At 71.6% G+C, this 25,385-nt stretch carries 19 protein-coding genes; 14 read left to right on the forward strand and 5 right to left on the reverse strand.

Annotation, left to right across the window (positions count from 1 at the left end; genetic code table 11):
• Positions 1-491: 491 nt before the first annotated feature.
• The gene (locus P2L57_RS36610) at positions 492-1,184 is read left to right on the forward strand and encodes a ribonuclease H family protein (RefSeq protein ID WP_275822263.1); all 693 of its coding nucleotides are present in this window, start codon (positions 492-494) and stop codon (positions 1,182-1,184) included.
• 247 nt (positions 1,185-1,431) lie between these two features.
• On the opposite strand, the gene P2L57_RS36615 is transcribed toward P2L57_RS36610, so the two are convergent.
• The 3 genes from P2L57_RS36615 to P2L57_RS36625 all read right to left on the reverse strand — a co-directional run bounded on the left by P2L57_RS36615 (position 1,432) and on the right by P2L57_RS36625 (position 5,226).
• Positions 1,432-2,013 (reverse strand): DsbA family protein, encoded by a 582-nt coding sequence (locus P2L57_RS36615; protein ID WP_275822265.1) that lies wholly within the window; start codon positions 2,011-2,013, stop codon positions 1,432-1,434.
• Between the two features lie 153 nt (positions 2,014-2,166).
• Positions 2,167-3,885 (reverse strand): beta-1,3-glucanase family protein, encoded by a 1,719-nt coding sequence (locus P2L57_RS36620; protein WP_275822267.1) that lies wholly within the window; start codon positions 3,883-3,885, stop codon positions 2,167-2,169.
• A 69-nt stretch (positions 3,886-3,954) separates the two neighbouring features.
• Complete coding sequence (locus tag P2L57_RS36625) at positions 3,955-5,226, reverse strand: family 16 glycosylhydrolase (protein WP_275822269.1); 1,272 nt, start codon at positions 5,224-5,226, stop codon at positions 3,955-3,957.
• A gap of 431 nt (positions 5,227-5,657) precedes the next feature.
• On the opposite strand from P2L57_RS36625, the gene P2L57_RS36630 reads away from it, so the two are divergent.
• Both P2L57_RS36630 and P2L57_RS36635 read left to right on the forward strand, forming a co-directional pair.
• Positions 5,658-6,380, forward strand: coding sequence for a hypothetical protein (locus P2L57_RS36630; protein ID WP_275822271.1), 723 nt, complete (start codon positions 5,658-5,660; stop codon positions 6,378-6,380).
• 50 nt (positions 6,381-6,430) lie between these two features.
• On the forward strand, positions 6,431-7,114 hold the full coding sequence (locus P2L57_RS36635; RefSeq protein WP_275822273.1) for a hypothetical protein: 684 nt from the start codon (positions 6,431-6,433) through the stop codon (positions 7,112-7,114).
• Here P2L57_RS36635 and P2L57_RS36640 read toward each other — a convergent pair.
• Entirely contained in the window at positions 7,036-7,824 is a 789-nt protein-coding gene (locus P2L57_RS36640) for a (2Fe-2S)-binding protein (RefSeq protein WP_275822275.1), read from the reverse strand. The two genes, P2L57_RS36635 and P2L57_RS36640, sit on opposite strands and share 79 nt — an antisense overlap.
• Positions 7,825-7,940: 116 nt before the next feature.
• Here P2L57_RS36640 and P2L57_RS36645 point away from each other — a divergent pair, with 116 nt between their 5' ends.
• The 4 genes from P2L57_RS36645 to P2L57_RS36660 all read left to right on the forward strand — a co-directional run bounded on the left by P2L57_RS36645 (position 7,941) and on the right by P2L57_RS36660 (position 14,100).
• Entirely contained in the window at positions 7,941-9,143 is a 1,203-nt protein-coding gene (locus P2L57_RS36645; protein WP_275822277.1) for an ATP-grasp domain-containing protein, read from the forward strand.
• Entirely contained in the window at positions 9,140-10,915 is a 1,776-nt protein-coding gene (locus P2L57_RS36650) for an IucA/IucC family protein (RefSeq protein WP_275822279.1), read from the forward strand. The genes P2L57_RS36645 and P2L57_RS36650 overlap by 4 nt, the downstream gene beginning before the upstream one ends.
• Positions 10,916-11,033: 118 nt before the next feature.
• Positions 11,034-12,878 (forward strand): IucA/IucC family protein, encoded by a 1,845-nt coding sequence (locus P2L57_RS36655; RefSeq protein ID WP_275822281.1) that lies wholly within the window; start codon positions 11,034-11,036, stop codon positions 12,876-12,878.
• The gene (locus tag P2L57_RS36660; RefSeq protein WP_275822327.1) at positions 12,871-14,100 is read left to right on the forward strand and encodes a type III PLP-dependent enzyme; all 1,230 of its coding nucleotides are present in this window, start codon (positions 12,871-12,873) and stop codon (positions 14,098-14,100) included. Before P2L57_RS36655 ends, P2L57_RS36660 begins: the two co-directional genes overlap by 8 nt.
• Here P2L57_RS36660 and P2L57_RS36665 read toward each other — a convergent pair.
• On the reverse strand, positions 14,034-15,455 hold the full coding sequence (locus tag P2L57_RS36665) for an APC family permease (protein ID WP_275822283.1): 1,422 nt from the start codon (positions 15,453-15,455) through the stop codon (positions 14,034-14,036). The genes P2L57_RS36660 and P2L57_RS36665 overlap by 67 nt on opposite strands.
• 410 nt (positions 15,456-15,865) lie before the next feature.
• Between P2L57_RS36665 and P2L57_RS36670 the strand changes: the two genes are divergently transcribed.
• The 7 genes from P2L57_RS36670 (at position 15,866) to P2L57_RS36700 (ending at position 25,320) form a co-directional block, all read left to right on the forward strand.
• Positions 15,866-16,618: a GntR family transcriptional regulator gene (locus tag P2L57_RS36670; protein ID WP_275822285.1), complete on the forward strand. Its 753-nt coding sequence runs from the start codon at positions 15,866-15,868 to the stop codon at positions 16,616-16,618.
• A gap of 539 nt (positions 16,619-17,157) precedes the next feature.
• Positions 17,158-18,780 carry an APC family permease gene (locus P2L57_RS36675; protein WP_275822287.1) on the forward strand — a complete coding sequence of 541 codons (1,623 nt, stop codon included), beginning with the start codon at positions 17,158-17,160 and terminating at the stop codon, positions 18,778-18,780.
• A gap of 137 nt (positions 18,781-18,917) precedes the next feature.
• Positions 18,918-19,379 (forward strand): RpiB/LacA/LacB family sugar-phosphate isomerase, encoded by a 462-nt coding sequence (locus tag P2L57_RS36680; protein ID WP_275822289.1) that lies wholly within the window; start codon positions 18,918-18,920, stop codon positions 19,377-19,379.
• A complete protein-coding gene (locus P2L57_RS36685; protein WP_275822291.1) occupies positions 19,379-19,549 on the forward strand; it encodes an SPOR domain-containing protein in 171 nt (56 codons plus the stop codon). The genes P2L57_RS36680 and P2L57_RS36685 overlap by 1 nt, the downstream gene beginning before the upstream one ends.
• A 42-nt stretch (positions 19,550-19,591) precedes the next feature.
• The gene (locus P2L57_RS36690; RefSeq protein WP_275822293.1) at positions 19,592-20,005 is read left to right on the forward strand and encodes a (deoxy)nucleoside triphosphate pyrophosphohydrolase; all 414 of its coding nucleotides are present in this window, start codon (positions 19,592-19,594) and stop codon (positions 20,003-20,005) included.
• 143 nt (positions 20,006-20,148) lie between these two features.
• Positions 20,149-22,878: a SpoIIE family protein phosphatase gene (locus P2L57_RS36695; RefSeq protein ID WP_275822295.1), complete on the forward strand. Its 2,730-nt coding sequence runs from the start codon at positions 20,149-20,151 to the stop codon at positions 22,876-22,878.
• A gap of 228 nt (positions 22,879-23,106) precedes the next feature.
• A complete protein-coding gene (locus P2L57_RS36700) occupies positions 23,107-25,320 on the forward strand; it encodes a SpoIIE family protein phosphatase (protein WP_275822297.1) in 2,214 nt (737 codons plus the stop codon).
• Positions 25,321-25,385: the final 65 nt, after the last annotated feature.

Below are 25,385 nucleotides of genomic sequence, written 5' to 3' on the forward strand. Positions count from 1 at the left end.
CCCCCCCCCCCACCCCCCCCAGCCCCGCCCCCGCCCCCTCGCGCGCGCCGGCCGCCACCCGCGCCCCGCACCAGCCCTGCCCTCCGCCCGCCGACCCGACACCTGGTCGGGAGCCACAGGGCCGGGCAACCGCACCGGCCAGATCCCGGTGCCTTGACCCAGGAGCGCCGTGCGCGCCGCGGACACGCGGCGCGCACGGCCCCCGGTCGAAGACCGCTCCACGAGCCGTGCGCGCCTGCGATCCGCAACCCGGCTGCGAGGGGCCCCACCGAGACCACAGGGCCTGGTGGTGCGCCGCCGGGCAGCGGTGGCGTGACCGCCGCACCACGTGCTGAGGGCGCTCTGCGGAAGCAGGGCGCCCTCAGCGTTGCGGTGGCGCTCGGTCCTTGCTCGGTGACCTGGCGTCTCGTCACCTGTCGTCGTTCCTGGTTGTCAGGCCCCGAACCGGACGCCCGCGGCGAGAGCGGGGCCGGGCCTGAGATGATCGGGGGATGGTCGAACGACTCATCGCGGCGTGTGACGGAGCCGCCAAGGGCAACCCCGGGCCGGCAGCCTGGGCGTTCGTGATCGCCGACAGTGCGGGGGTGCCGCAGCGGTGGCAGTCCGGACCGCTGGGGCACAGCACCAACAACGTCGGCGAGCTCACGGCGTTGGAGCAGCTGCTCGCCGCGACGGATCCCGCCGCTTCGCTGGAGATCCGCCTCGACAGCACCTACACCCGTGATGCGGTGACGAAGTGGCTGGCGGGATGGAAGCGCAACGGCTGGAAGACCGCGAGCGGCAAGCCGGTGGCCAACCGCGAGCTGATCCAGCGCATCGACGCCCTTCTGCAGGGGCGGGACGTCACCTTCGTGTACGTCCCGGCGCACCAGGTGAACGGCGATCCGCTGAACGCGATCGCCGACAAGGCCGCCAGCGATGCGGCCCGCACCCAGCAGGCAGCGGGCGGTAGCGCGGCCGACCTCCCGGTGCCAGACCCGGTTCCCGCCTCCTCTCAGCGCGCCGGTCGCTCCTCTGCCTCGTCCGCCGCGAAGGCGAAGAAGAGTTCCCCGGGCGGCGCGCGGACGATCTCCGCGCGCTACTCCGGGACCTGCCCGTGCACCCGCCCGTACGCCAAGGGCGACAAGATCACCAAGGTCGGGACGAGCTGGGGACACCCGCAGTGCGCGGGCGGACAGGCCTGAGGGTCCGGCGCCCGCTCTCCCCGTCAGTCCCGGGCCATATCCCGGGGCCACGGGGGAACGGGCGAGGGTGGTAGCAGGCGGCGGTGTCCTTCCGCGCGGAAGGTCGTCCTACTCTCCGCGCGACGCGTCACCGGGCGGCGGATCGCCGTCCATCCGGCAGTCCGCGCGGGTGTGCCGCGGCCTGCTCGATGTCCGGGTGTTTCGCGTTCAGCTTCACCGTCATCCGCGCACACCTCCGTCCGGGTGCTCAGACCATGTGCGGAAGCACTCTCGCCACCGCGCTCCTGATCAGGCTCGGATGCGGCGGCACGGGGGCACCCTCGACCAGGACGGTCGGTGTGCCGCGGACGCCGCGCTGGTAGGCCCGCGAGGTGACGTACGGGGGCCAGTCACGGTGGGCACCCAGCCGTACGCAGTCCGCGAAGGCGCCGGTGAGGCCCGCCGTCGCGCCGAGTACGACCAGTTCCTCGTCGGTGAGTCCGGGGCCGCCTTCCGGTGGCTGGTTGGCGAAGAGCGCGTAGGCGTACTCCACGAAACTTCCGCTGTCCGCCGCGCAGCCGGAGGCGGCCGAGGCGCGGGCGGAGTAGTGATTGGTCGACATGGCGTCGAGGAACGACATCGGGTGGTAGATGGCGGTGATCCGGCCGTCGGCGAGCAATCCGTCCAGCAGCGGTCCGGAAGTGCCGGTGAACTGTCGACAGTAGGGGCACTGGAAGTCGATGTACGCGTCGAGGCTGACCGGGCCGTCACCGATGACGATGCCGTCGCCCTCCTCGTTGGCGCCGTGCGGAACCCGGGCCGGCCGGGGCGTTGTCGCTTGCGGGTGCATGAGTCCTCCTCCCAGCGGCGGCCATACCAGCGGCCGGGCGGACCCGGCCGTGGCTCGACCCTCCTCCAGCGACTACCCGGGCTCGCCGACATAACCGGCTTGATGGCGTCTACCGGCAATGACTCCGAAACGGATCCGCCGGTCTGCTTCCCGCTAGCCGAAGGTGAACCAGTTGAGGTTGACGAAGTCGGCAGGCTGACCGCTGTCGAAGGTGAGGTAGACGTCGTGGATTCCAGTGGTCCGGCGGATGTCCGCGGGGACGGTGCGCCAGCGTTGCCAGCCGCCGGTGGAGGCGACGGCGAAGCCGCCGATCGGCGCGGCCGTGGGGCTCCCCAGCCGGACCTGCACCAGGCCGCTGACCCCGCCCGCCGCCCCGGACGCGACTCGGGCGGTGAAACGGGTGGCTCCGGTGCCACCGAAGTCGACTGCCGAGTACTTCAGCCAGTCGCCGTTGGCCAGCCATCCCATGTCGGTACCGCCGCCGACATCGGAGCAGCGCTCTCCATGGGCGCCTGACTGGGCGCTGAAGGTCTCGGCGCGGATGGTGGTGAAGGCTCCCATCCCGCCGGTGGCGGCCGCGGCCGAAGCTCCGGTGGCGACCGCGGTCGGAGTGGGCGTGCTGCTCGCGGTGCCGCCGTTGCCCGCCAGGCCGCCGACGGTGATGGTGAATCGGGTGGGGGTCCCCGACTGGACCTTGCCTTCGAAATCCACTCCGGCCGGGTGCACGTCGTCGTACGGGAACGCGTAACCGAGTCGGTCCGCGGTGGTGGAGTGCAGAATGCGCGCGTAGTGGTTGGTGTGCGGCCGGGTGTAGAAAGCGGCCGGGTTCTCCGCGTCCGGCTGGTTCGGATTGTCCAGCAGGGTGGTGCGGTTGAAGGCGGCGGCCAGCCTCGCGCTGAGGTTGCCCATGGCGTCGTTTCCCGTGGTGAAGGGGGCGTCACTGCAGGAGAAGATCGCCTGTGTGGAGGGTTTGGCGAAGCTGCCGATTCCCGGGAAGGCCAGGGTGTCGCCGGATACCCGGCCGGTGGCGGTGCCCCAGGTGAACTGGGTGTCGATGTGCAGGTCGGTGGAGCGGTACTTGTTCCACACCTGGTCGACGTAGTTGTCGAAGTAGCCGGAGAACAGCGACTTGTTCCCGCGCATGGCCAGGTTGGGGCTGAGGACCCGCAGGTCCGCGCCGTCCTTGTTGACGATCAGCCGACCCCAGTCGCTGCCGTCAGCCGCGGACTGGGCACGCAGTGAGCCGGCCACGCGCGCCAGGCCGTCCGACGGCAGTCCGCGCACCGTCTGGGTGCCTTGGGCGGTCTCCAGTTGGAAGGAGATCGGGAGGCTGACCATGTCGACGAAGGTGATGTTGGCGTACAGCTGGTCGTTGTTGAAGGTGAACTCGCAGAAGTCGTGCCGGACCGCCGTGTTGGGGTCGGCGGGGTTGCTCACCGAGGGAAGTGCCAGGCCGCCGCCGCGGTTGATGAGGAAGGTGAGCTTGGCTCCGACGGAGAAGTAGATCCGTCCGCTGTCCAGACGTGGCAGGGTGACCCTGCGGGGGCCGGCCCCCGACCCGCCCAGCGCGATGGCACAGTCAACGCCCAGCGGCGTCTGGTCGTTCGCCGGAGACGGCGGATGGTGGAGGGTGGAGCCATCGGCCTGCAGGAAGGCCCAACTGTCGCCTGCCGCGGGGTCGCGGCCGAGCACGTAGGCGTAAACGGTGTTGCTGCCGGTGGTGTTGACCAGGTCCAGCGGGAGCGTGGTGGCGGTGGACGCGTTGGCGCTGGACTCAACCCACCACGCCGCTGCGGGTACGGCCAGGGCCAGGCCCGCGGACGCGGTGAGGAGCTTTCGGCGTGATATCGGTCGGTGGTGGCGCGGCGTCATGGTGCTGCTTCCTTCAGGGGCGTGGCGCTGAGGGCGGGGCGGGGGCTGGTACATCAGGCGCGGTCGGGATCAGCCGATGGTCCACTTCTGGTTGGCGCCACCGCCGCACGACCAGATCTGCAGCCGGGTGCCGTCCGCCGAGGAGTTGCCCTTGGCGTCCAGGCACTTGTTCGCGCCGGTGTTGGTCAGGTCGTGGGCGTCGGTGTACGTCCACTGCTGGGCCCGGGTGCCGTTGCAGGTGTAGAGCTGGACGGGCGCCCCGTCGGCGGTGGAGCCGCCCGCGACGTCCAGGCACTTCCCGAGCGCGCGTACGGTGCCGTCGCTGCCGATCGTCCAGTGCTGGGCCGGGTTGCCGGTGCAGTTGTGCAGTTGGATCGGGGTCCCGTCGGTGTTCGAGCCACCGGCCACGTCGGCGCACATGCCACCGGTCCCGGTGATCGCGCCGCTCTTGTCCGCCCCGGAGGGGGCGTTGTTCCAGGCCGTGGCGCGGACGTAGTCGACGGTCATGGTCTGCGGGAAGGACGTGGACGCGTCCGGGCCGCCCGGCCAGTCGCCCCCGATCGCCAGGTTGAGGATGACGAAGAAGGGATGGTTGAAGACCCACTTGTTGCTGCCGGCGTCGGCCGGTGTGCGGGTCTCGTAGACCGAGCCGTCCACCGACCAACTGATCGAGTTCGGGCTCCAGTCGACGGCGAAGACGTGGAAGTCGTCCGCGAAGGCCTTGCCACCGGGCAGGGTGTAGGGAGCGCCGAGGCCGCCGGATCCGGAGTAGCCGGGGCCGTGGATGGTGCCGTGGACGGTTCCCGGCTCCTTGCCGATGTTCTCCATGACGTCGATCTCGCCGTTGTTGGGCCAGCCGACGCTGCCGATGTCGTTGCCCAGCATCCAGAAGGCGGGCCACACACCCTGACCGCGCGGGATCTTTATTCGGGCTTCGAAGTGGCCGTAGGCCTGGGTGAAGGACTTGGCCGTGTTCAGCCGCGCCGAGGTGTACTGGCACGGTCCGTACCAGCAGTTGAGGCCGGGGTCGGTGTTCTTGCGGGCGGTGATGACCAGATGCCCCTGGCCGTCGAGCGAGGCGTTGCTGGTGCTGTTCGTGTAGTACTCCAACTCGTGGTTGCCGTTCCCCGAGCCCCCGGTCTCCAAGGTCCACTTCGTGGGATCCGGTGCGGCGCCTGCGGGGCCGTCGAACTCGTCGGACCAGGTCTGGGCGCCGCCCGCGGCATGCGCCCGCGAGGCGACCGGACCTGTCGTCGACACCAGGAGCGCGACGGTGAAAGCGGCGGCGAGCAGGAGCACGAGTCCGCCGAGCGACATTCGGCGTGCGCGATGAGCAGCCATGGTCGTGGGCCTTGTCTGTGAAGTGGGGCGGGGCGTCGGCGGACGCACGAGTGGCACCGAAAGGCGCTCTCACATCGCGGCGGTCTCGCAGACGGGGCCCGATCCTATGCAGCACACACCGACGGGCCAATGGAGAACACAACGCCGGGAACCGCTCTGACCTGCGGTTTTTTCACAATGGTCGTTACATAAAGATCTATTAAGGCGCCTTTAAGGCGGAGCGGGCCGCCGTCCGGAGCCGCATTGGTCACCTTGATGTGAAGTTCGGCGGGTTCGAGGCGAGTTGAGTGATCGCCGGTATCGGTTCGAGCGCTTCCTCCGCCGCCTGTCGGCTGCGCAGTGGGCATGGCCCCCCCGAAGGGCTTTCTCAGAAAGGCATGCTGTACTGCCACGCGATCATGTAATTCCGCCGCACTCGGGAGGAACCCCAGATGACGCACAGTCGGACGGCTGCAGACATGCCGTCGCCGGAGCGGACCGACTCCAACGCCGGGGCCGTGAGCCGGCGTTGGGTGCTGGCCGGCCTGGCGGCAGCCGCCCCCGTGTTACTGGCAGGCTGCGGCAGCAAGGGATCGCACAAGGCCGCTCCCGCTCCCGCCGACGCGTCCAGCGCGGGCACGTCGGCAGACACCGTCATCATGATCATCAGGCATGGCGAGAAGCCGGACGCGAGCCACCCCGGCATCGGTGACAACGGCCACCAGGACAGCAAGTCGCTCACCCAGCGCGGCTGGGACCGGGCCAACGCGCTGCCGAAACTGTTCGACCCGCCCCGGAGTCAGCCCCTGGCGACCGGCATCGAACGCCCGCGGACCATCTACGCCGCCACGGACCAGGGCCCACACGCCGGAGCCCACCGCATGCGGCAGACCGTGACACCGCTGGCCCACCACATGGGTCTCACGCTGAACACCACCTACGCGGAATCCCAGGAAGCGGCGCTGGCCACCGCCGCGCTCGCCGCCCCCGAACCGGTGCTGATCTGCTGGGAGCACAGCCGCATCCCGGCCATCGTCAAGGCCCTCGGCGCGTCCCACACCGGTGTCCCGGCCACCTGGCCGAACCGTTTCGACCTGGTCTGGGTCTTCACCCGTACGCACGGCACCTGGACCTTCCGCCAGGTCGACCAGCATCTGCTGCCCGGCGATGCCTGATCCTCGGCCCAGCGCACGTCGGCGGGCTGCCGCTGACCTCCGGGCCGATCGTGCTGTTCGCGGCACTGGGCCACGGTCCGGCGTTCGCCGGGCACATGGCCGCCGCCGCTCTCGACGGGGCGACCGCGGCCTGTCTGCTGTGCTGGTCCTGCGCGGTGACCGCCCGCCGCCATGGGCCGGTGCGCTCGGTGCTCGTCGCGTGCGCGGTGTTCCTGGTGTGCGCGGGCGTACAACCGGGCGCCGCGGTCGGGCCGTTGGACGCCACCGCGCCGGCGGTGACCGTGCTGCTCGCGGTGCTGCGGAGGTGGCCCGCGCCGCGCACGGCGTCCCGGGGCGGCGAGGGCGCCGAGGCGAACCTCGCGGTGCGGATGGGCGTGGTCGCCCGCTACGTGTTCACCGCCACCGCGGTGGCCGGGCCTGGGCCCGCACGCCGTCGGGATGTACTCGCCCTTTCCGGTCCTCGTCGTCACGCAGGTCGTGCACACGCACCGCCACCGGGGAGCGGGCGCAGCGGTGGAGTTCCTGAGCGGGGTGGTCCGCGCCGAGTTCGGGTTCCTGACCTGGTTCGCGGTGCCGGCCGTGCTGCTGCCGACGGTGGGCGTCGCCGAGGCCTTCGCCGCCGCCGCGTGCTGCGCGGGCCCGGTCCGGTGGACGCCTACGCCATCCGCCGCAACCGCTCGGCGTCACTGGTCCGGGGGCAGGTCAGGCAGGCATCGTCCGGCCGGATCGCGTAGTACATGCAGCAGCCCTGCCGGGTGCGGGTCGGCTGGCGGCGGCCCGCGGGGCCGGGCAGCTCGCGGAACGCGGCGCCGCCGGGGAACGGCGGGGTGCCACCGGGGAGTACGGCGGTGGCCTCCCGCACCCCGCGCCCTTCGTCGCCGAACGTCCGGCCCAGGTACCAGATGCCGGACACCAGGTCGTCGCCCGCCATCCCCCACAGCGCACGCGGACCGCGCCGGGCCTCGGGGCCGAAGGCCCGCAGCACCGGCGCCATGTGCTCCACGACCGCGTCGCGCAACTCGGCCGGGCGCGCCGCCTGCCCCGCGGCCGTGCACCGGCCGGGCGTGACCGCGAGGTTCCCACTCGCCGGGTCGATACGGACCTGGTCCGGCGTGATCCGGGGGACCCGGCGGTCCAGGTACCAGGGGCCGCTGAACAGCAGGCAGGCCGTCCACAGGTAGTGGTGCAGCACCCGCGAGGCGGCGACGTCACGGCGCGGCCGCAGGCCGTGTTCGGCCAGGATGCGGGCGGATTCGCCGTCGATGACGGCGGCGAGCGCCTCCGGGCGGCTGGTGAGGTCCGCCACCGGTATCCACCCCGCGGGGCTCGCGGTGAAGTGGGCGCACCACGCCTCGCAGTGCCGGGCGAGCTGGCGGTACAGGTCGGCGAGCGGCCGTGCGGCCGTCCAGGTGTGATCCGCGAACACTGAACGCGCAGGGGACATTTGACGTTCCGATCAACGTGGTGGGTGCGCCCGGATGGCCTCACGATACTTGACACGCTTAGGTATGCCTAACCTAAGTTGATCGCGTGTTGGTGACCGAACGAAGGGTGTCCCCCATGCGGCTCTACCTGCTCGCGCTCAACCCCACCGACTCGGTCACCGACGGGTTCCTGCCTGCCGCCGAGCGGCTCGGCCTTGACGTCACCGTCCTCACCGACGACCCCGCGTCGCACCACCGCGCCCGGTACCCCTCGGGTGTGGAGGTCATCGGCTGCGACGTCCGCGAGGTCCGCGAGGTCATCGGGGCGATCTCGCAACACCGCGCACCGGACGCGGTGTTCAGCAACAGCGACCATCTGCAGGTCCAGACGGCCCTGGTCGCGGACTACTTCGGGCTGCCCGGCAAGGACTGGCGGGTCGCGTTGCGCACCAAGAACAAGGCGCAGCTGCGCCGCCATCTCGCCGCTCGCGGCGCGGACACCGTGTGGTGTGCCGAACTGCCGCCGGACCAGGACCCGGGCGTACTACCGGAGAAGTCGCAGGTGCGGTATCCGTGTGTCATCAAACCGCGCGAGGGGGTGGCCAGCGAGGACGTGGTACTCGCCGAGGACGACCGTGAACTGGTCGCGCGCTGCGCCCGGATCCAGGCCAGGCGGCCCGGTGCCGCGCTGATAGTGGAAGAATTCCTGGCCGGTGGGCTGCGCACCCTGGAGACCCTGGGCGACGGCACCGGCGCCCGGCATGTGCTCGGCGGTTTCCGAACGGAGCTGTCCCCGCTGCCGTACTTCATCGAGGAACGCCTGGTCTACGACCCCGAGCCGTCGCCCGGTGCCGTCGTCCAGGTGCTTGCCCAACTCGACGCGCTCGGCGTGGCGTTCGGGGCCTGCCACACCGAGTACGTGGTGCGGGACGGCCGGGCGCGGCTGATCGAGGTCAACTACCGCGCCATCGGCGACCACGGTGACCTGCTGCTCGGCGGCCTGCTGGGCATCCCGCTCTTCGAGCGGATCCTGCGGGTGCATCTGGGCGAGCCGCTCCCCGCCGACCTCGGGGTGCGCACCGACGGCCGGGCCCGGGTCGACTACCCGTACGCCGACCGCGCCGGAACACTGACCGCGGCGCCCGAGGCGACCGAACGGACCCTGGACGGCGTGCGGTTGACGTACCGCCCGCTGCGCCCGGTCGGCGAGCGGCATGCGCTGTACCACACCAACCGGGACTACCTCGGCGTGCTGCGGACCACCGGCACCGACCAGGCGGCCGTGGACCGGGCCGCCGCCGAGTTCCTCGCCGCCCAGCGCTGGGAGATCGCCCCGTGACCGCCGAGGACGAGTTGACGATCCGGGTGCTGAGCGCACTACTGCGGGAGGACGTCGTCGGGCTGCGCAGCCGCAGCACACCGGTCGTACGGCAGGACGGGCGCTGGCTGCGGCTGCCCGCCGCGGAGGGCGAGGCGCTGCTGCTGCCGGTCGCCGAGGACGGCTACCAGAGCGAGTACGCGGCCCGGCTGCCGCTGCTGCGGCGCGAGACCGCCGACCGCCGCACCGCCGACCTGGCCAGCTGCGACGACATCCTGGGCGCGCTGCGCGCACTCGCCGACCCGGTCGACCGCCCCGGTTTCGACGAGTTCGCCGAGGAGTACCGGCAGACCCTGGCGACCATGCGGCTGCACGACGAGGTACGCGCCGGGACGCACCAGCGGCTGGCCACCCGCTACGGCCCCGACCCCGCCCGCTGGCGCGGCCACCGCGGCGCCCTGGCCCATGACACCCTCGCCGCCTACCTGGACCATCCCGTCTACCCCACCGCGCGCGGCCGCCGTGGACTCGGCACCGCCGAACTGCGCGCCTACGCACCGGAGTTCCACCCCCGCTACCGGCCGCGCTGGGTCGTGCTGCCCCGCGAGGCGGTCACCGCCGCCGGGGCGCCCTTCGAGGAGGTGCTGCCCGGCCGGTGGCCCAGCCCCGCACTGCTCGGCCTGCCGGAACTCGACCGCGATCACCTCGCGCTGCCCGTCCACCCGCTGACCAAGGCCCAGCCGCTCCAGGACGCGCTGCGCTCGGTCGGCCTCGACCGGTATGCCACCCTGGCCCGTAGACCGCATCTCGACCTGATCCCCACCCTGTCGATGCGCACCGGGGCGGTCGCCGACCATCCCCGTATCCATCTCAAACTGCCGCTGGACACAGCGACGTTGGGCATCGGCAACCGGCGCACCATCAAACCCGGCACACTGGCCGACGGCGCCGCGTGCCAGCGACTGCTGCAAGCGGTGATCGCCCACGAGCCGCGGTTCAAGGACAGTGTGCTGCTCGCCGACGAGACCTGCTGGGCGCACGCCGGTCATCAACTCCTCGCCGCCCTGGTACGCGTCCACCCGGCAGGGCTCGACCGGTCGGCGATCGTGCCGATGGCCGCACTGCTGGCTCCGGCGCCGAGCGGTCGGCTGGTGATCGAGCATCTCGCCGACCGCTTCCACGACGGCGATCCGCTCGCGCTGCTGGACGCCGTGCTGCGGCTGCTCTTCGACTGGCAGACCACCCTGTTCGGCTACGGGATCGCCCTGGAATCGCACCAGCAGAACATCTCGCTGGTCTTCGACGCCACCGAGGACGGCCCGCGAGTGCGGCTACTGCTCAAGGACAACGACGGCCCGCGGGTCAACGCCGTCCGGCTGGGCGACCTGCTCGAACCGGTCGCGTTCGAAGATCCACGGATCGTCAGCGAGGACGACGGGCCGCTGGCGGACCTGTTCACCACCATCACCGTGCATCTGTGCGCGGGGGCTTACGCCTACGGACTGGCCCGCACCGGCCGGGCGCCGCTGACCGCCGTGCTGCGACTGGTCCGGGACCGGCTGGCCGAGGCGGTGGACCGGCTGCCGCCACCGCCGCGGGAGGTCCTGCGCGAGCGGGTGCTGGAGGCGGCACGGCTGCCGGTGAAGGCCATGGTCAGCGCGGGCACCCTGTTCAGCAAGGAGCGCTGCCGCGCGGCCGACATCAACAAGCACTACACGACGGGGCCCAACTACCTGCTGCGGGCGTCGCCACCAGGCCCCGGAAGGCCACCGGCGCTGACGCCCCGCGCGTGATCGCCGGTCCGCGCCGACGTGGTCGCCCGCCGGCGCGGCCGAAGCCTCCCGCCGCCGGTCGCCCGGAGCCCTGGCTTCCATCCGTTGCTGCTTCCTTCCGTACCCGCTGGAGTCGTTGATGCTGATCTCCCCGGTGACCGACCGCACGCCCGCGGCGCTGCCCGCCGCGGACCTGGCCGCCGCCCACACCCTGCTCAACTGCCTGCTGCGGGAGGTGTCAGGGCCCGAGCACCAGACCGCCGTCGTCGATGGGCATCTGCTGCTGCGGCTGCCCAGAAGGGGGGTGCTGCTGCGGGTGGCGCTGCGCCGTACCTCGCTGCTGGGAGCGCACCGGTTCACCGGGCCGGTGACCGAGCAGGCCGATGGCGGCTGGCGGGAGGTGACACTTGAGCAGCTGGGCGAGTACGTGCACACCGAACTGTCGTTGCGCTCCGGCGTCGGCAACGACGAGTTCCTCGCCCAGCTCGCCGCCAGCCGCGACGGCATCGCCGCCGCCCTCGCGCTCCGCACCCACCCGCGCCACGGCGACGACCGCTATCTGGAGTCCGAGCAGTCGCTGGTCTACGGCCACCGCTTCCACCCCACCCCCAAGGCCCGCGCCGCGCCGCGGGACTCCTGGGCCGCCTACGCGCCGGAGGCCTTCGCCGCCTTCCCGCTGCGCTACCTGGCCGTACGCCATGAGTTGATGGCGGCGCAGTGCGCCACCCCAGGTGCCGACGCGGTGCTCGACGGGCTGTGCCCGGTCCCCGACGGCTACCGGCTGCTGCCCGTCCACCCCTGGCAGTACGAGCTGCTGGGCGGCGCACCCCGGCTGCGCCAGGCGATCGGCGCCGGGGACGTGCTCGACCTCGGCGAGCGCGGTGCGCCGTTCGCCGCGACCGCGTCCGTGCGCACGCTGCACGGCCAGGGTGCCTTTCTCAAGTTCAGCCTCAATGTGCGCATCACCAACTGCCTGCGCAAGAACGCCCGTTACGAGCTGGCCGGTGCGGTCGCCCTGACCCGGCTGCTCGATCCGGTGCTCCGCGAGCTGACCGCCCGCTTCCCCGGCGCCGCCATGCTGCGCGAGCCCGCCTACCGAGCGCTGGCCCTCCCCGGGGACGACGCACTGCTCGAAGGGTTCGGCGTGATCGTCCGCGACGATCTGGACGGCCACCTGGCGCCCGATGTGACCCCGCTACTGGCCGCCGCGGTGGCCGACGAGTACCCGACCAGCGGCGCCCATGTCTCCCGGCTGCTGGCCGGACAGGGGCGGCGGGCCGCGTTGGAGTGGTGGACGGCGTATCTGCGGCTGCTGCTGCCACCGGTCCTCGCCGCCTACTTCGACTACGGCGTCGTCCTCGAACCGCATCTGCAGAACGTGCTGATCGGCGTCGACGGCGCGGGGCTGCCGCGACAGGTCGTCTTCCGCGACCTGGAGGGCACCAAGCTGCTGGCCAAGCAGCACGCCGAGGCGCTTGCCGGGCTGCCCGCCGACGTGGCAGGGCCGATGGTCTACGACGCCCGGCGCGGCTGGGACCGCGTCGTCTACTGCCTGCTGGTCAACCACACCGCCGAACTGCTGGCCGCGCTCGCCGATCTGCACCCGGAGCTGGAGCCCGCACTGTGGGGGCAAGTCCGCACCGTGCTGCGCGAGTTCGCCGACGAGCAGGGCTGCCCGCCGAGGCTGCGCGCCCTGCTCGCGGGGGTGCCGCTGCCCGCCAAGGCCAACCTGCTCACCCGCTGGGCCCGCCGCGCGGACCGCGAGGCGGGCTATGTCCGGGTGCCGTCCCCGCTCGCCGGCCCGGCCCGTTCCGCCTTTTCCGGGGGCAGGCCACCAGACCACCGACCTGTGACGGGAGCGGGACCCCGGACCCCGGGTGTGGTGGCAGGGGTGATCCACCGCCCCGGCGCCCCGGGGGCGGTGCCCCGGGGCGCCGGGGCGGGGGCCCTCACCTTCGGAGCTGGAGTGTCCGGTGATCACTGAGGCGGTGCGGGAGCGGGTGCGGACGCTGGCGGACGGGGAGTTGCCCGCGTACGTCTATGACCTCGGGGCGCTGCGGGCGCACGCCCGCCACGTCCGGGACGAGTTGCCCGCGGGCGTCGAGCTGTACTACGCGGCCAAGGCCAATCCGGAGCCGCAGATCCTGAGCGCCCTGCGGGATGCCGTGACGGGGTACGAGGTCGCCTCCGGGGGTGAACTCGCCCATGTGCGCCGGGCGGTGCCGGATGCGCCGGTGGCCTTCGGCGGGCCGGGGAAGACGCCCGCGGAAATCGCGGCGGCGCTGGAGGTCGGGGTGTCGCGCTTCCATGTGGAGAGCGAGCACGAGCTGCGGCTGCTGGCATCCGCGGTGGGACCGGGCCGTCGGGCCGACATCCTGCTGCGGGTCAACCTGCCGGTGGAACTGCACGGCGTCGCCCTGGCGATGGGCGGCCGCCCGAGCCCCTTCGGCCTGGACCCGGCAGGTGTCGACCGCTGCCTGGCGCTGCTGGCCGAGCCGGACTTCGCCCGCCTGCGACTGCGCGGCATTCACGCGCACCTGGCCAGCGGCCTGGACGCGGCCGCCCAACTCGCCGTCGCCGAGCGGATCGTGGAGTGGGCCGTACGGCTCCGCGTCCCGGTCGAGGAGGTCGACACCGGTGGCGGAATGGCCGTTGACTACGCCGATCCGGGCGCCCGCTTCGACTGGGCCGCGTTCGGCAGCGGGCTTGGGCGGTTGCTGCGCCGACACCCGGGTCTGCGGCTGCGGATCGAGCCCGGGCGGGCGCTGACCGCGTACTGCGGCTGGTACGCCACCGACGTGCTGGACGTGAAGCGCAGCCACGGCGAGGAGTTCGCCGTACTGCGCGGCGGCACCCACCATCTGCGGACACCCGCGACCAAGGGGCACGACCAGCCGTTCACCGTGCTTCCGGTGGACGACTGGCCGTACCCCTGGCCCAGGCCCGCGGTGAGCGGGCAACGGGCCACGGTCACCGGGCAGTTGTGCACCCCGAAGGACGTGCTCGCCCGTGGTGTCCCGCAGGCCGCCGGGCTACGGCCCGGTGACCGGGTGGTGTTCGCGCTGGCCGGGGCCTACGCGTGGAACATCTCCCACCATGACTTCCTGATGCACCCGCACCCGGGCTTCCACTACCTGGATCAGGACGTCAACTCGTCCTCGGGGATCGTGATCACCCAGTGCGTCGCCCGGCGCGGCCGCAGGTAGAACACCCAGTACAGGGCGGCGACCGCGGTGATGGCGCCGGTGATGAGCAGGTCGTGCGAGGTCTGCTGGGCGAGCACCCAGACCAGCACGGCCAGCAGCGCCACCGGGACCACCGGCCACAGCGGCATCCGCCACACGCCCTGGCGCTCCTTGTGGACGCCGCGCCGGGACGCCAGGGCGGCCAGCGCCACGAAGGCGTAGAGCGCGGCGACGGCCACGCCGGTCACACCGTTGAGGGTGGCCACCGGCACGAAGCACAGCACCGCACCGGGTACGCCGACCGCGAGCGTGGCGATCCACGGCGAGCCGAACCGCTTGCTCAGGGCGGCGAAGGCCCGGTTGACCGGTGCGGGCCAGGCGTTGTCGCGCGCCGAGGCGTACAGCACCCGCGAGTTCTGAATCACCATCACGATCGCCGCGTTGATGATCGCCAGCGCGATGCACAGGCTGATGAAGGTGCCGACGCCGGAGTCGCTCCACTTCTGCACCATGCCCGCGATGTCGCCGCCCGCAAGGGTGTTGAGGTCCGGGGCGCCCAGGGTGATCGCGACCACCGGGACCAGTACGACGGCCGCGCCGATGGCGAGCGTCCACAGGACCGTACGGGAGACGGTGCGCCGCGGGTTCTCCATCTCCTCGGACAGGTACACGGCGGTGGAGAACCCCTGCAGGATGAACAGCGCCGCCGCCAGACCCGCGACGATCAGGCCACCGGTGACCGGCACGCTCGCGCCGTGGTCCCCGGCCATCACCGGGTGCAGCAGCACCGAGGCGGAGCGCCGGGTGTGCGAGAAGCCGAGGAAGGCGACCACGGCGGACGCGACCACCTCAAGTACCAGGAAGATCCCGGTGATCCAGGCGTTGGCCCGCAGATCGAGCAGGCCCATCACGGTGGCCAGCAGCATCACGCCCGCGCCCATCATCTTGGCGTCGACGTGGATGAGGGGCGCGAGGTAGTCGGCGGTGCCCAGGGCGATGATCGGCGGGACGATCATGACCACGATCAGCGCCTGGATGAACACCAGCCACCCGGAGAAGCGGCCGGTCAGCGTGCCCACCATGGCGTACTCGCCGCCCGCGCTGGGGATCAGCGTGCCCAACTCCGAGTAGCAGAAGGCCACCGCGACACAGAGCACCACGGCGATCACCAGGGTCAGCGCGGTGCCGGTGCCCAGGGTGGCGAACGAGCCCGGGACGATGACGAACAGGGACGAGGCCGGTGTGAGGCAGGAGAGGGTGAGCAGCGTGCCGCCGACCACGCCGATCGAGCGGGTCAGTTTCCGTGGCTCGACCGACGCCGCCGGCGGGGCGGCGGCATCGGAGGGATCGGCGGGCGGGCGCAGGATTTCGGTCATACGGCGTCCCATCGGGCTCGGTGGGGCTCTACGGGGGAGCGGTATCGCCTCCGTTATGGCTGGCTCTGCAGGTACTCGGTCGCTCCCGGGACGTCATGAGACATCTGGTGTTAAGAGAGCGTCAACCCCCCTCAGGCAACGAAATCCGTCGTCTACTAGATCGAATTCAACTGATCTGATAGCGGATTAGCGGTCAGGGGAGTGGAAAGTGCGTGACGTGACGGCTGTCACGGCGCCGCCGGGGGGTGCTGCGGATTGCGCTGCGCGACCGGCCCGACGAGCGAAATTTGTTCCCGACCACGGCGGGTCGCCCCAGCGGGAATCCAGTGGTGATGCGTTGGCCTTGGCTTGCGATCGGACACGGTACGTTGTCAAGCTGTTGCAGCCGGTCAACCTCTGTGGAGGGTCACGTGCCATTTGGTGAGCAGCCCGCGTACCTCCGGGTCGCCGACGACCTGCGGAGCAAGATCCTCGGCGGCATCCTCCCCCCGCACACGCGGCTGCCCTCGCAGGCCCGTATCCGCCGGGACTACGGCGTCTCCGACACCGTCGCCCTGGAGGCCCGCAAGGTCCTGATGGCCGAGGGCTTCGTGGAGGGTCGCTCGGGCTCCGGTACGTACGTGCGCGAACGGCCGGAGCCGCGCTCGATCTCCCGTTCCGGTTACCGGCCGTCTTACGGCCCCACGCCGTTCCGTCAGGAGCAGGCGGACGAGGGCTGCAAGGGCACCTGGGAATCGGTCAGCACCCAGGAGAGCGCCAGCCCGGCGATCGCCAACCGGCTGCGGATCCAGCCCGACGACCGGGTGATGTGCACCCGCTATCTGTTCCGCACCGAGGGCGAGCCGATGATGCTCTCCATCTCATGGGAGCCGTTGGCGATCACCGGGCGCACTCCGGTGATGCTGCCCGAGGAGGGCCCGCTGGGCGGGCGCGGGGTGGTGGACCGGATGGCGGCCATCGACATCGTGGTGGACAACGTCGTCGAGGAGGTCTCCTCCCGGCCCGGACTGGCCGCCGAGACCGCCGAGCTGGGCGGTGTCCCGGGGCATGCGGTGCTTGTCGTCTCCCGGACGTTCTACGCCTCGGACCGCCCGGTGGAGACCGCTGACCTGGTCATTCCGGCGGACCGGTTCAAGGTGGTCTACCACCTGCCCGTCCGCTAGGCGCTTCCCGTGCGGGAGAGGGGGCGAGAGTGCGGGGGCTTCGCCCCCGCGACCCCCGGTAAGAGGGTGAGGTGCGGGGCCTGCGCCCTCGTAGGCCCCGGTTCCGGTCCGTTCTGCGGTGGCGTTCCCGGGTCCCCGGTGCGCTTTTGCCGGGGCTTCGCCTCGGGGCCGCGGTGCGGCTGGCGCCTTCCGTGCGGGAGGTGAGGGCGGTTTGCAACGGATTTGCGGCCAGGCATCCGTTGCGCCGTTTGTGGGGGCTTCGCCCCCGAACGCGCGGTTGCCGTTCGGGAGTTCGCCCGGGTGATACCGCTCTCTGACGTACTGTGGCGGCCGCCCGGCTGATCGGTCGGTGCGACCCCTCTGAGCTGCTACGTCGATGGTGGCGCAGTCCGTTCGTAGATCCATCCCCAGGGGATACGTGCCTGTTGCAAAGATCACACAGCGCCCCGAAGGGGAACTGGATCTGCCGTCCCGCCCTTAAGCTGCCGGAGTTTGTGCTTAGTGCAAGGCCACGGGGAAAAGAAAGGGGAACCATCGTTTTGTCGGGTTCCAACTACCGCCGTTCCCTCGGCACGGTGTCGCTGACGGCTGTCGGTCTCGGATCGATCATCGGCTCGGGCTGGCTGTTCGGCGCGGCCAAGGCAAGCCACCTGGCGGGGCCAGCGGCGATCTTCGCCTGGATCATCGGTGCCGTGGTCGCGCTGACCATCGCTTTGACCTACACCGAGCTCGGCTCGATGTTCCCCAAGGCCGGCGGCATGGTCCGCTACGGGCAGTACTCGCACGGCTCACTCGCCGGGTACCTCGCCGCCTGGGCGAACTGGATCGCCATCGTCTCGGTCATCCCGGGTGAGGCGACCGCCTCGGTCACCTATATGAGCTCGTGGAAGTGGGCCTGGGCCAAGGGCCTGTACGACGGCAAGGAGCTGACCGGCTCCGGTGTCGCGCTCGCCAGCGTGCTGCTGCTCGTGTACTTCGCGCTCAACTGGTTCGCGATCTCGCTGTTCGCCAAGACCAACACGGCGATCACCGTCTTCAAGATCGTCGTGCCCTCGCTGACCGCGGTCACCCTGATGCTGTCGCACTTCGACACGCACAACCTGACCCGGGCCGGAGGGTTCGCCCCGCACGGCTGGAACGCGGTCTTCAACGCCGTCGCCGTCTCCGGCATCGTCTGGGCGTACAACGGCTTCCAGTCGCCGCTCAACATGGCGGCCGAGGCCCGCAACCCCAAGAAGTCGCTGCCGCGTGCGGTGATCAGCTCGATTCTCATCGCGCTGGTGATCTACGTGGCGCTGCAGATCGCCTTCCTGATGGCCGTGCCCTCGCACGACCTCACCGGTGGCGGCTGGTCCGCGCTGAACTTCAAGTCCCCGCTGGCCGACCTGGCGATCGCCTGGGGCATCAACTGGCTGGCGATGCTGCTCTACGCCGACGCCTTCATCTCCCCGTCCGGCACCGGCATGATCTACGCGGCGACCACCTCCCGCATGATCCACGGTGTCCAGGAGAACGGGCATCTGCCCGGCGTCTTCGGCAAGGTCGACCCCAAGACCGGCGTCCCGCGCCCGGCGCTGCTGCTGAACCTGGCCGTCGCGTTCGCCTTCCTCGCGGTCTTCCGCGGCTGGGGCTCGCTCGCCGAGATCGTCTCGGTCGCGACCGTCATCTCGTACATCACCGGCCCGGTCGCCGTGATGTCGCTGCGCCGCCTCGCGCCCGACATGCCGCGACCGGTGCGTCTGAAGTCGATGCCGGTGGTCGCGCCGATCGCGATGGTCTTCGGTTCGCTGGTGCTGTACTGGGCCAAGTGGCCGCTGACCGGCAAGGTCATCCTGCTGATGGCGGTCGGCCTGCCGATCTGGGCCTTCTACGAGCTGCGCAAGCCGCTCGCCGAGCTGAAGCCGCACCTCAAGGCGGGCGTCTGGATGGTCGCCTACCTGTTCGTGATGGCCTTCATCTCGTACATCGGCAACAAGGACTACGGCGGCCAGGGCTACCTGCCGCAGGGCTGGGACCTGCTGATCGTCGCCGCGATCGGCCTGGCCTTCTACTTCTGGGGCGTGCACAGCGCCTGGCACAACCCGTCGCTGGAAGCCGTGCGCCAGGAGCTCGACGAGACGGCGCGGGGTGGCGACGAGGAGCGCGTCACCGCGTCCGTCTGACCTCGTCAGCCCTCCGGGAAGACCGGTTGAAGACCCCCCGCGCGCGGCGCGGGGGGTCTTTTCAACTAGTGGCAAGTTCATGCCCGTTCGCGTACGAACGGGTTCGCACGGTCACCGTCGGGCGTACGCTGTGGCATATGCGGATCGCCGTTTCCTCGGACATGGATGAGCCGGTCGCCAGGGTCCTCGTCTACGAGCTGCGCCGGCGCGGGCACGAGGTGTCCGCCTACGGCGCGCTCCGCGGCGACGATCGGGACGGCGCGGGGCGCCCCGACTGGGCGTGGTCCGCGCAGGCCGCAGCCCGCGAGGTCGCGGCGGGCGAGGCGGACCAGGCGGTGGTCTGCTGCTGGACCGGCACCGGCGCCTCGATGGCCGCGAACAAGGTGCCGGGGGCGCGCGCCGCGCTGTGCACCGACGCGTACACCGCGGACGGCGCGCGGCAGTGGAACGACGCCAACGTCCTCGCCATCAGCCTGCGGCTGACCTCCGAGCCGTTGCTCAAGGAGATCCTCGACGCGTGGTTCGCCGGGAAGACGAGCGAGGACACCTCCGATCTCGCCAATATCGACCGCGTTCGAGAAATCGACGGGGTCGCCTGATGGGCGAGCTGCTGTGGGCCGTCATACGCCAGGACGACAACGGCAACCGCTACCGCGTGGCCAGTTGTGAGACGCGCGAGGAGGCCGAGACGGTCGCCGGACGGTTCGAGGCGCGCGGACTGGGCCGGCTCTACACCGTCGAGAAGATCGACCGGCACCGGGTCCCCTAGCCGCCCGAGGCGCGCCGCACGCCGCGCCGTAGAGTGCCGCGCATGAGCTCTTCGGTACGGGTGGTGGTGGGCGCGGCGCTGCTGCACCAGGGCCGGTTGCTGGCCGCGCGGCGTAGCGCCCCGCCAGAGCTCGCCGGGCGGTGGGAACTGCCCGGCGGCAAGGTCGAGCCGGGCGAGACGGCGGAGCAGGCGCTGGTGCGCGAGCTGCGCGAGGAACTGGGCGTCGATGCGGAGCCGGTGGAGCGGATCCCCGGCGAGTGGCCGCTGCGGTCCGATCTGGTGCTGCGGGTGTGGACCGCCCGGCTGGCCGCGGGCTCCGCGCAACCGCATCCGCTGCAGGACCATGACGCACTCTGCTGGCTGTCGCCCGCCGAAGTCGCTACCGTCGACTGGCTGGATCAGGACCGTCCCGCGGTCGCCGAGGCGGCGCGCAGGCTGTCAGGTGGCAGCGCGTAGGTTGTGGGTGGTGCGCGGCGCCTCGTTCGAGGGTTCCCTCGGCCTGAACGGAGTAACGCGCCGGGTCCGTCGTCGTGTACTCCATTGATCATGGGGTACGGGCTGTTTAGGCAATATGTCCGAGTGTGCGGGAGGTGTGCCGGATGAGCACCCCACCCGACGCGCCGCCACCCGACTCCGCGGCAGGATCCGGCTTCACCGCACACGACGCCAAGGAAGGCGCCAAGGACGACGCCCGGGACGACGCCCCGGACGACGCCGAGGAAAGGGCCGAGGACCGCGCTCAGGACGATGCCAAGGACCGCGCCGACGACCGCGGTCAGGACAGCGCCGAGGAAAACGGCACGCACAACGGCACGCACAACGGCTCCCGATCCCGGCCAAGCGGCCTGCAGCCCGCCACCACGCCGCCCGCCGCGGCGGGCGGGTTGCTGGACACCCTGCGGGTCGGTGTCGTCATGCTCGACACCCGCGGCCGGGTGGTCCTGTGGTCCCCGCTCGCCGAGGACATCCTCGGTTGGGCGGGCGAGCACATCGTCGGCCGCCGGATCGACCACATCATCAGCGACTGGAGCACCGGACAGGCCGTACGCGCGGAGCGCCTCGACAAGATCCCCAGCCCCGGCCCGGCGGAGCAGGTGCTCGCCGAACTGCTGCGCGCCGGGCGCTGGGGCGGGGTGCTGCCGCTGCGGCACCGCGACGGCCACACCGTGCAGGCCGAGGTGCGTGCCTCGCTGCTGGTGGACGGGGACGGCAAGCCGTACATCCTGGTCTCGCTCGCCGAGACCCAGCTGCTGCGCGGTCTGGAGCACGATCTTGCCATCGTCGACGCGGTGTTCGACACCTCCGCGCTGGGCATCGCGATCTTCGACACCGATCTGCGCTTCGTACGGGTCAACGAGGCACTGGCCCGGATGAACGGCTGGCCCGCCGACGACCACATAGGCCGCACCGTCGAGGAGATCCTGCCCGGCAAGACCGGCGAGGACCTGACCCTGGTGCAGCGCGAGGTGCTGGCCACCGGACGGACCGTGGTCGACCTGCTCAACAAGGGCCCGGGCGGCGAGGGCCTGCGCTCGGCCTCGTACGCCCGGATCGTCGACCGGGCCGGGCAGGTGCTGGGCATCTCGTGCATCGTCATGGACGTGACCGAACGGCACACCGCGGTCGCCAAGGCCGAGCGGGCCCGCACCCGGCTCACTCTGCTCAACGAGGTGGGCGCGGTCCTCTCCGACCTGCTCGACGTGGACCGCATCGCCCGGCTGCTGCCGGACATCGTGGTGCCCGAGTTCGCCGACTACGCGGGAGTGCTGCTGGTCCGCGACGTGCCGTGCGGAGGCGATCTGCCCCGGCGCCCGCACCCGCCCAACACCCCGTTGCTGCTGGCCGGAGTGACCACCGGCCCGGGCGCGGAAGCGGTTGCCGCCAAGGTGCGCGTCGGAGCCACCCTCAGCTTCCCGGAGGGCTCGCCGCTCACCGAAGTGCTGGCCGGCGGTCCCGCCTGGTACGCCGAGACCAGCGCGGACCTGCACGCCGCCACGGACACCGTGCACGGTCTCGACCCGCGCATCAAGGCCGCCCTGGAACTGGGCGTCGGCTCGATGCTCGTCGTCTCGCTGCGGGCGCGCGGCATCGTCCTCGGGCTGCTGGTCATCGGCCGTTCGGCGGAGCGCGAGTCGTTCGACCCCGACGACCTCGCGCTCGCCACCGAACTCGCCGACCGCGCGGGCGCCGCACTCGACAACGCCCGGCTGTACGCGCGGGAGCGGGAGGGCGCCCTGATGCTGCAGCGCAGTCTGCTGCCCCAGCACGTACCGGAGCTGCCGGGCGTCGAGGTCGCGTACCGCTATGTGCCCGGCAGCACGGGCGCGGAGGCGGGCGGTGACTGGTTCGACGTGGTGCCGCTGGCGGGCGGCCGGGTCGCCTTCGTGGTCGGTGATGTGATGGGGCATGGGCTGCGGGCCGCCGCCACGATGGGGCGGCTGCGTACGGCCATGCGGACCCTGGCCGGTCTCGACATGCCGCCGGACGAATTGCTGCGGCGGATCAACGACCTGTCCGACGACTTCGCGCAGTTCCCCGACGAACCGATGATGGCGACCTGCATCTACGCGGTCTACGATCCGTCGACGCGGATCTGCTCCTTCGCCAAGGCGGGCCATCTGCCCCCGCTGCTGATCGATCCCGGCCAGCGCGGAGCCGAGGGCGTGCACCGCCTCGACATGCCCGCGGGCATCCCGATCGGCGTCGGTGAGGCGGACTTCGAGACCACCGAACTGCGGGTGCCGGACGGCTCCGTACTGGTGCTGTACACCGACGGCCTGGTGGAGCGGCGCGGCGAGGACATCACCCAAGGCATCGACCGGCTCGGCGCCGCACTGAGCCGTGCGCACCGCTCGTTGGACGACGCGTGCGACGCGATGGTCGCCGATCTGGTCTCGGAGCCGGAACCGGATGACGTGGCCGTGCTGATGGCCAGGCTCGGCGGGCTTCCGGAGGGCAGTGCGGCGTCCTGGACCTTCCCCGCCGAACCCAGCGCGGTACGGCAGGCGCGTACACATGTCCGGGAGACGCTGGCCGCCTGGGGTTTGAACGGGTTGACCGACGTAACCGTACTTCTGGTCAGTGAACTGGTCACCAACTCCCTGCGGTACGCGCATGGACCGATCGGCGTCCGCATGGTTCGCGGCCCATCGCTGCTGGTCGAGGTCTCCGACCCGCTGCCCGATCCGCCGCGCGCCCGTAGCGCCGACCACGAGGACGAGGGCGGCCGCGGTCTGCAACTCGTCGCCCGGGCCTCGCGCCGCTGGGGGACCCGGCAGGGGCCGCTCGGTAAGACGGTGTGGTTCGAACTGGCCCTGCCGGGTAGCTGACCTCGGTGAAGTTGCCTCGTTGAAGCCGAAATGATGCTGTGATCGACAAGACCGTGTGTCCGGTGCCGCCGGTGCTCGATACTTCAAGGGTGCCCAATACCCTGAACACTGGGCAGCGGCCGGTCCGGGAGTACTGAATAACTGGAGGGGTCTTGCGTTGCATACGTTCCGGCGGATCCTGCGCCGCCGCGTCGCACGGAGAAGGCCACCACCCCTCGGGGGCCGACCATGGCTGAACTGCCGAGTCCCCGGGGCCCGGAACGCGACCGGGAGCGGGACGCGTCCCTGGCCGCGTTCGAGGCGATTTTCGGCCAATCTCCGATGGGGCTTTTCCTCGCCGACACCGAGCTCAGACTGATCCGCGTCAACGAGCGCTTCGCACACGTCTACGGCAAACCCGCCGAGGACTACCAGAGCCGCACCCCGCACGACTTCCTGCCCCGGGTCGAGGCCGACCGGCTCACCGCCGCGCTGCGCCAGGTCCTCGACAGCGGCGACCCGGTGGTCGACATGCAGGTCGTCGGCACCACCCCCGGCTCGCCCGGGCGCCGCCGCTGGTCGATATCCCTGTACCGGCTCACCGGCACCGACGGACACCCGGCCGGAGTCGCGGGCGTGGCGACCGATGTGACGACACGCCAGCGCGCCGAACGGGAGGCCGCGCACACCCGCCGCGACCTCGCCCTGCTCAACGAGGCGGGCGCGCGCATCGGCAACTCCCTGGATCTGGAGACCACCGCCCGGCAACTGCTCGACGTCGCCGTGCCGCACTTCTGCGACCTGGCCGCCGTCGACCTCTACCAGGCCCTGCTCACCGGTGACGAGGACCCGGTCGGCAGCTCCGACGGCAGCGCCGAGGTGCGCAGGGTCGCGGGCGCCAGCGCGGTCTCCGGCGGCCCCGACTCGCTCGGCGTCGGCGACGGCTCGGTGTCCGTCGGCGCCGTGCACCGCTTCCCGTTCACCTCACCGGCGGCGAAGGCGCTGCGCACCGCGCAGATCCAGATCCTCGGCGCGAGCGGCACCAACGGCGTGTCCGAGGACACCGGCGAACTCGACCAGGACCGCGTCGAGTTGACGGCGGTCGTCCAGTCCACCCTGGTGGTCCCCATGGTCGCCCGGGACACCGTCCTCGGGCTGGTGCACTTCTCCCGCGCCAAGGGCAGCGAGCCGTTCGGCGAACGGGACCGCGCGCTGGCCGGGGAACTCGTCGCCCGGGCCGCCGTGTGCATCGACAACGCCAGGCTGTACCGCCGCGAGCACGAACGGGCGCTGCTGCTCCAACGCAGTCTGCTGCCGCCCGGCAATCCGGAGGCGGCCGGCCTCGACATCGCCTGCCGCTATCTGCCGGGCAACGCCGCCGCCGAGGTCGGCGGCGACTGGTTCGACGTCATCGAACTCCCCGGGCACCGCACCGCGTTGGTGGTCGGCGACGTCATGGGCCGGGGCCTGCGGGCCGCCGTCGCCATGGGCGAACTGCGCACCGCGGTACGGACGCTGGCGCTGCTCGACCTCGAACCCGCTGAAGTGCTCACCCAGTTGGACGAGATCGCCCGCGGCCTGTCCGACCCCTCCGGCGGTCGCAGCCGCCGGGCCAAGGACCGGGACACCGAGGACCTGGCCGAGGTGTACCTGGCGACCTGCGTCTACGCGGTCTACGACGCGGTCACCCGGCGCTGCACCATCGCCAACGCGGGCCATCTGCCGCCGGTCGTCGTCCAGCCCGGCGACCCGGCGATGATGCTCGACGTGCCGCCCGGCATGCCGCTGGGCGTCGGCGGCGAGCCGTTCGAGGAGGTCGACGTCGAACTACCGGACGGCGGACTGCTCGCCCTCTACACCGACGGACTGGTGGAGTCCCGCCACCATGCCCTGGACGAGGGCCTGGAGGCCTTCCGGAACGCGCTCAGCAGCGCCGCACTGCCGCTGGAGGACGCCTGCGACCACGTTCTGACCAGCCTGGACACCCACCACGGCGAGGACGATGTGGCCCTGCTGATGGCCCAGGTGCAGGGCCTGCCGGATGACGCGGTCGGCGACTGGACGCTGCCCCCGCAGGGCCAGTCGGTGGCCCAGGCCCGCGAGCTGACCCGGGACCGCCTGGAGGCCTGGGGCCTGGGGGAGCTGGTCGACACCACGGAACTGCTGGTCAGCGAGCTCGTCACCAACGCGCTGCGGCACGGCAAGGGAGACATACGGCTGCGTCTGCTGCTGGACCGGACGCTGGTGTGCGAGGTGTGGGACTCCGACCTGGTCCAACCCAGGCGGCGGCGGGCCCGCGACACCGACGAGGGCGGGCGCGGGCTGCAACTCGTCAGCCTGCTCAGCGAAAGCTGGGGCAGCCGTCGTACGCCGCGCGGCAAGACCGTGTGGTTCGAACTCGGGCTGCCCGACGGGGAGTCGAGGGGACCGGACCTGGCGGAAGCGCTGCTCAGCATGTACTGACCGGGGGCTGGGCTCCGGCCCCCCTCAGCGGCGCCCCGGACCTCTTCAGGGGCGCCCCGGACCTC

The organism is Streptantibioticus ferralitis (genome assembly GCF_029223525.1).
GTDB lineage: Bacteria > Actinomycetota > Actinomycetes > Streptomycetales > Streptomycetaceae > Streptantibioticus_A > Streptantibioticus_A ferralitis.

Bases quoted from the DNA above. Each gene is read 5' to 3' on its own strand.
- P2L57_RS36610 (WP_275822263.1), top strand. From the start codon at position 492: ATGGTCGAACGACTCATCGCGGCGTGTGACGGAGCCGCCAAGGGCAAC.
- P2L57_RS36615 (WP_275822265.1), bottom strand. From the start codon at position 2,013: ATGCACCCGCAAGCGACAACGCCCCGGCCGGCCCGGGTTCCGCACGGC.
- P2L57_RS36620 (WP_275822267.1), bottom strand. From the start codon at position 3,885: ATGACGCCGCGCCACCACCGACCGATATCACGCCGAAAGCTCCTCACC.
- P2L57_RS36625 (WP_275822269.1), bottom strand. From the start codon at position 5,226: ATGGCTGCTCATCGCGCACGCCGAATGTCGCTCGGCGGACTCGTGCTC.
- P2L57_RS36630 (WP_275822271.1), top strand. From the start codon at position 5,658: ATGACGCACAGTCGGACGGCTGCAGACATGCCGTCGCCGGAGCGGACC.
- P2L57_RS36640 (WP_275822275.1), bottom strand. From the start codon at position 7,824: ATGTCCCCTGCGCGTTCAGTGTTCGCGGATCACACCTGGACGGCCGCA.
- P2L57_RS36645 (WP_275822277.1), top strand. From the start codon at position 7,941: ATGCGGCTCTACCTGCTCGCGCTCAACCCCACCGACTCGGTCACCGAC.
- P2L57_RS36655 (WP_275822281.1), top strand. From the start codon at position 11,034: ATGCTGATCTCCCCGGTGACCGACCGCACGCCCGCGGCGCTGCCCGCC.
- P2L57_RS36665 (WP_275822283.1), bottom strand. From the start codon at position 15,455: ATGACCGAAATCCTGCGCCCGCCCGCCGATCCCTCCGATGCCGCCGCC.
- P2L57_RS36680 (WP_275822289.1), top strand. From the start codon at position 18,918: ATGCGGATCGCCGTTTCCTCGGACATGGATGAGCCGGTCGCCAGGGTC.
- P2L57_RS36685 (WP_275822291.1), top strand. From the start codon at position 19,379: ATGGGCGAGCTGCTGTGGGCCGTCATACGCCAGGACGACAACGGCAAC.
- P2L57_RS36690 (WP_275822293.1), top strand. From the start codon at position 19,592: ATGAGCTCTTCGGTACGGGTGGTGGTGGGCGCGGCGCTGCTGCACCAG.
- P2L57_RS36695 (WP_275822295.1), top strand. From the start codon at position 20,149: ATGAGCACCCCACCCGACGCGCCGCCACCCGACTCCGCGGCAGGATCC.
- P2L57_RS36700 (WP_275822297.1), top strand. From the start codon at position 23,107: ATGGCTGAACTGCCGAGTCCCCGGGGCCCGGAACGCGACCGGGAGCGG.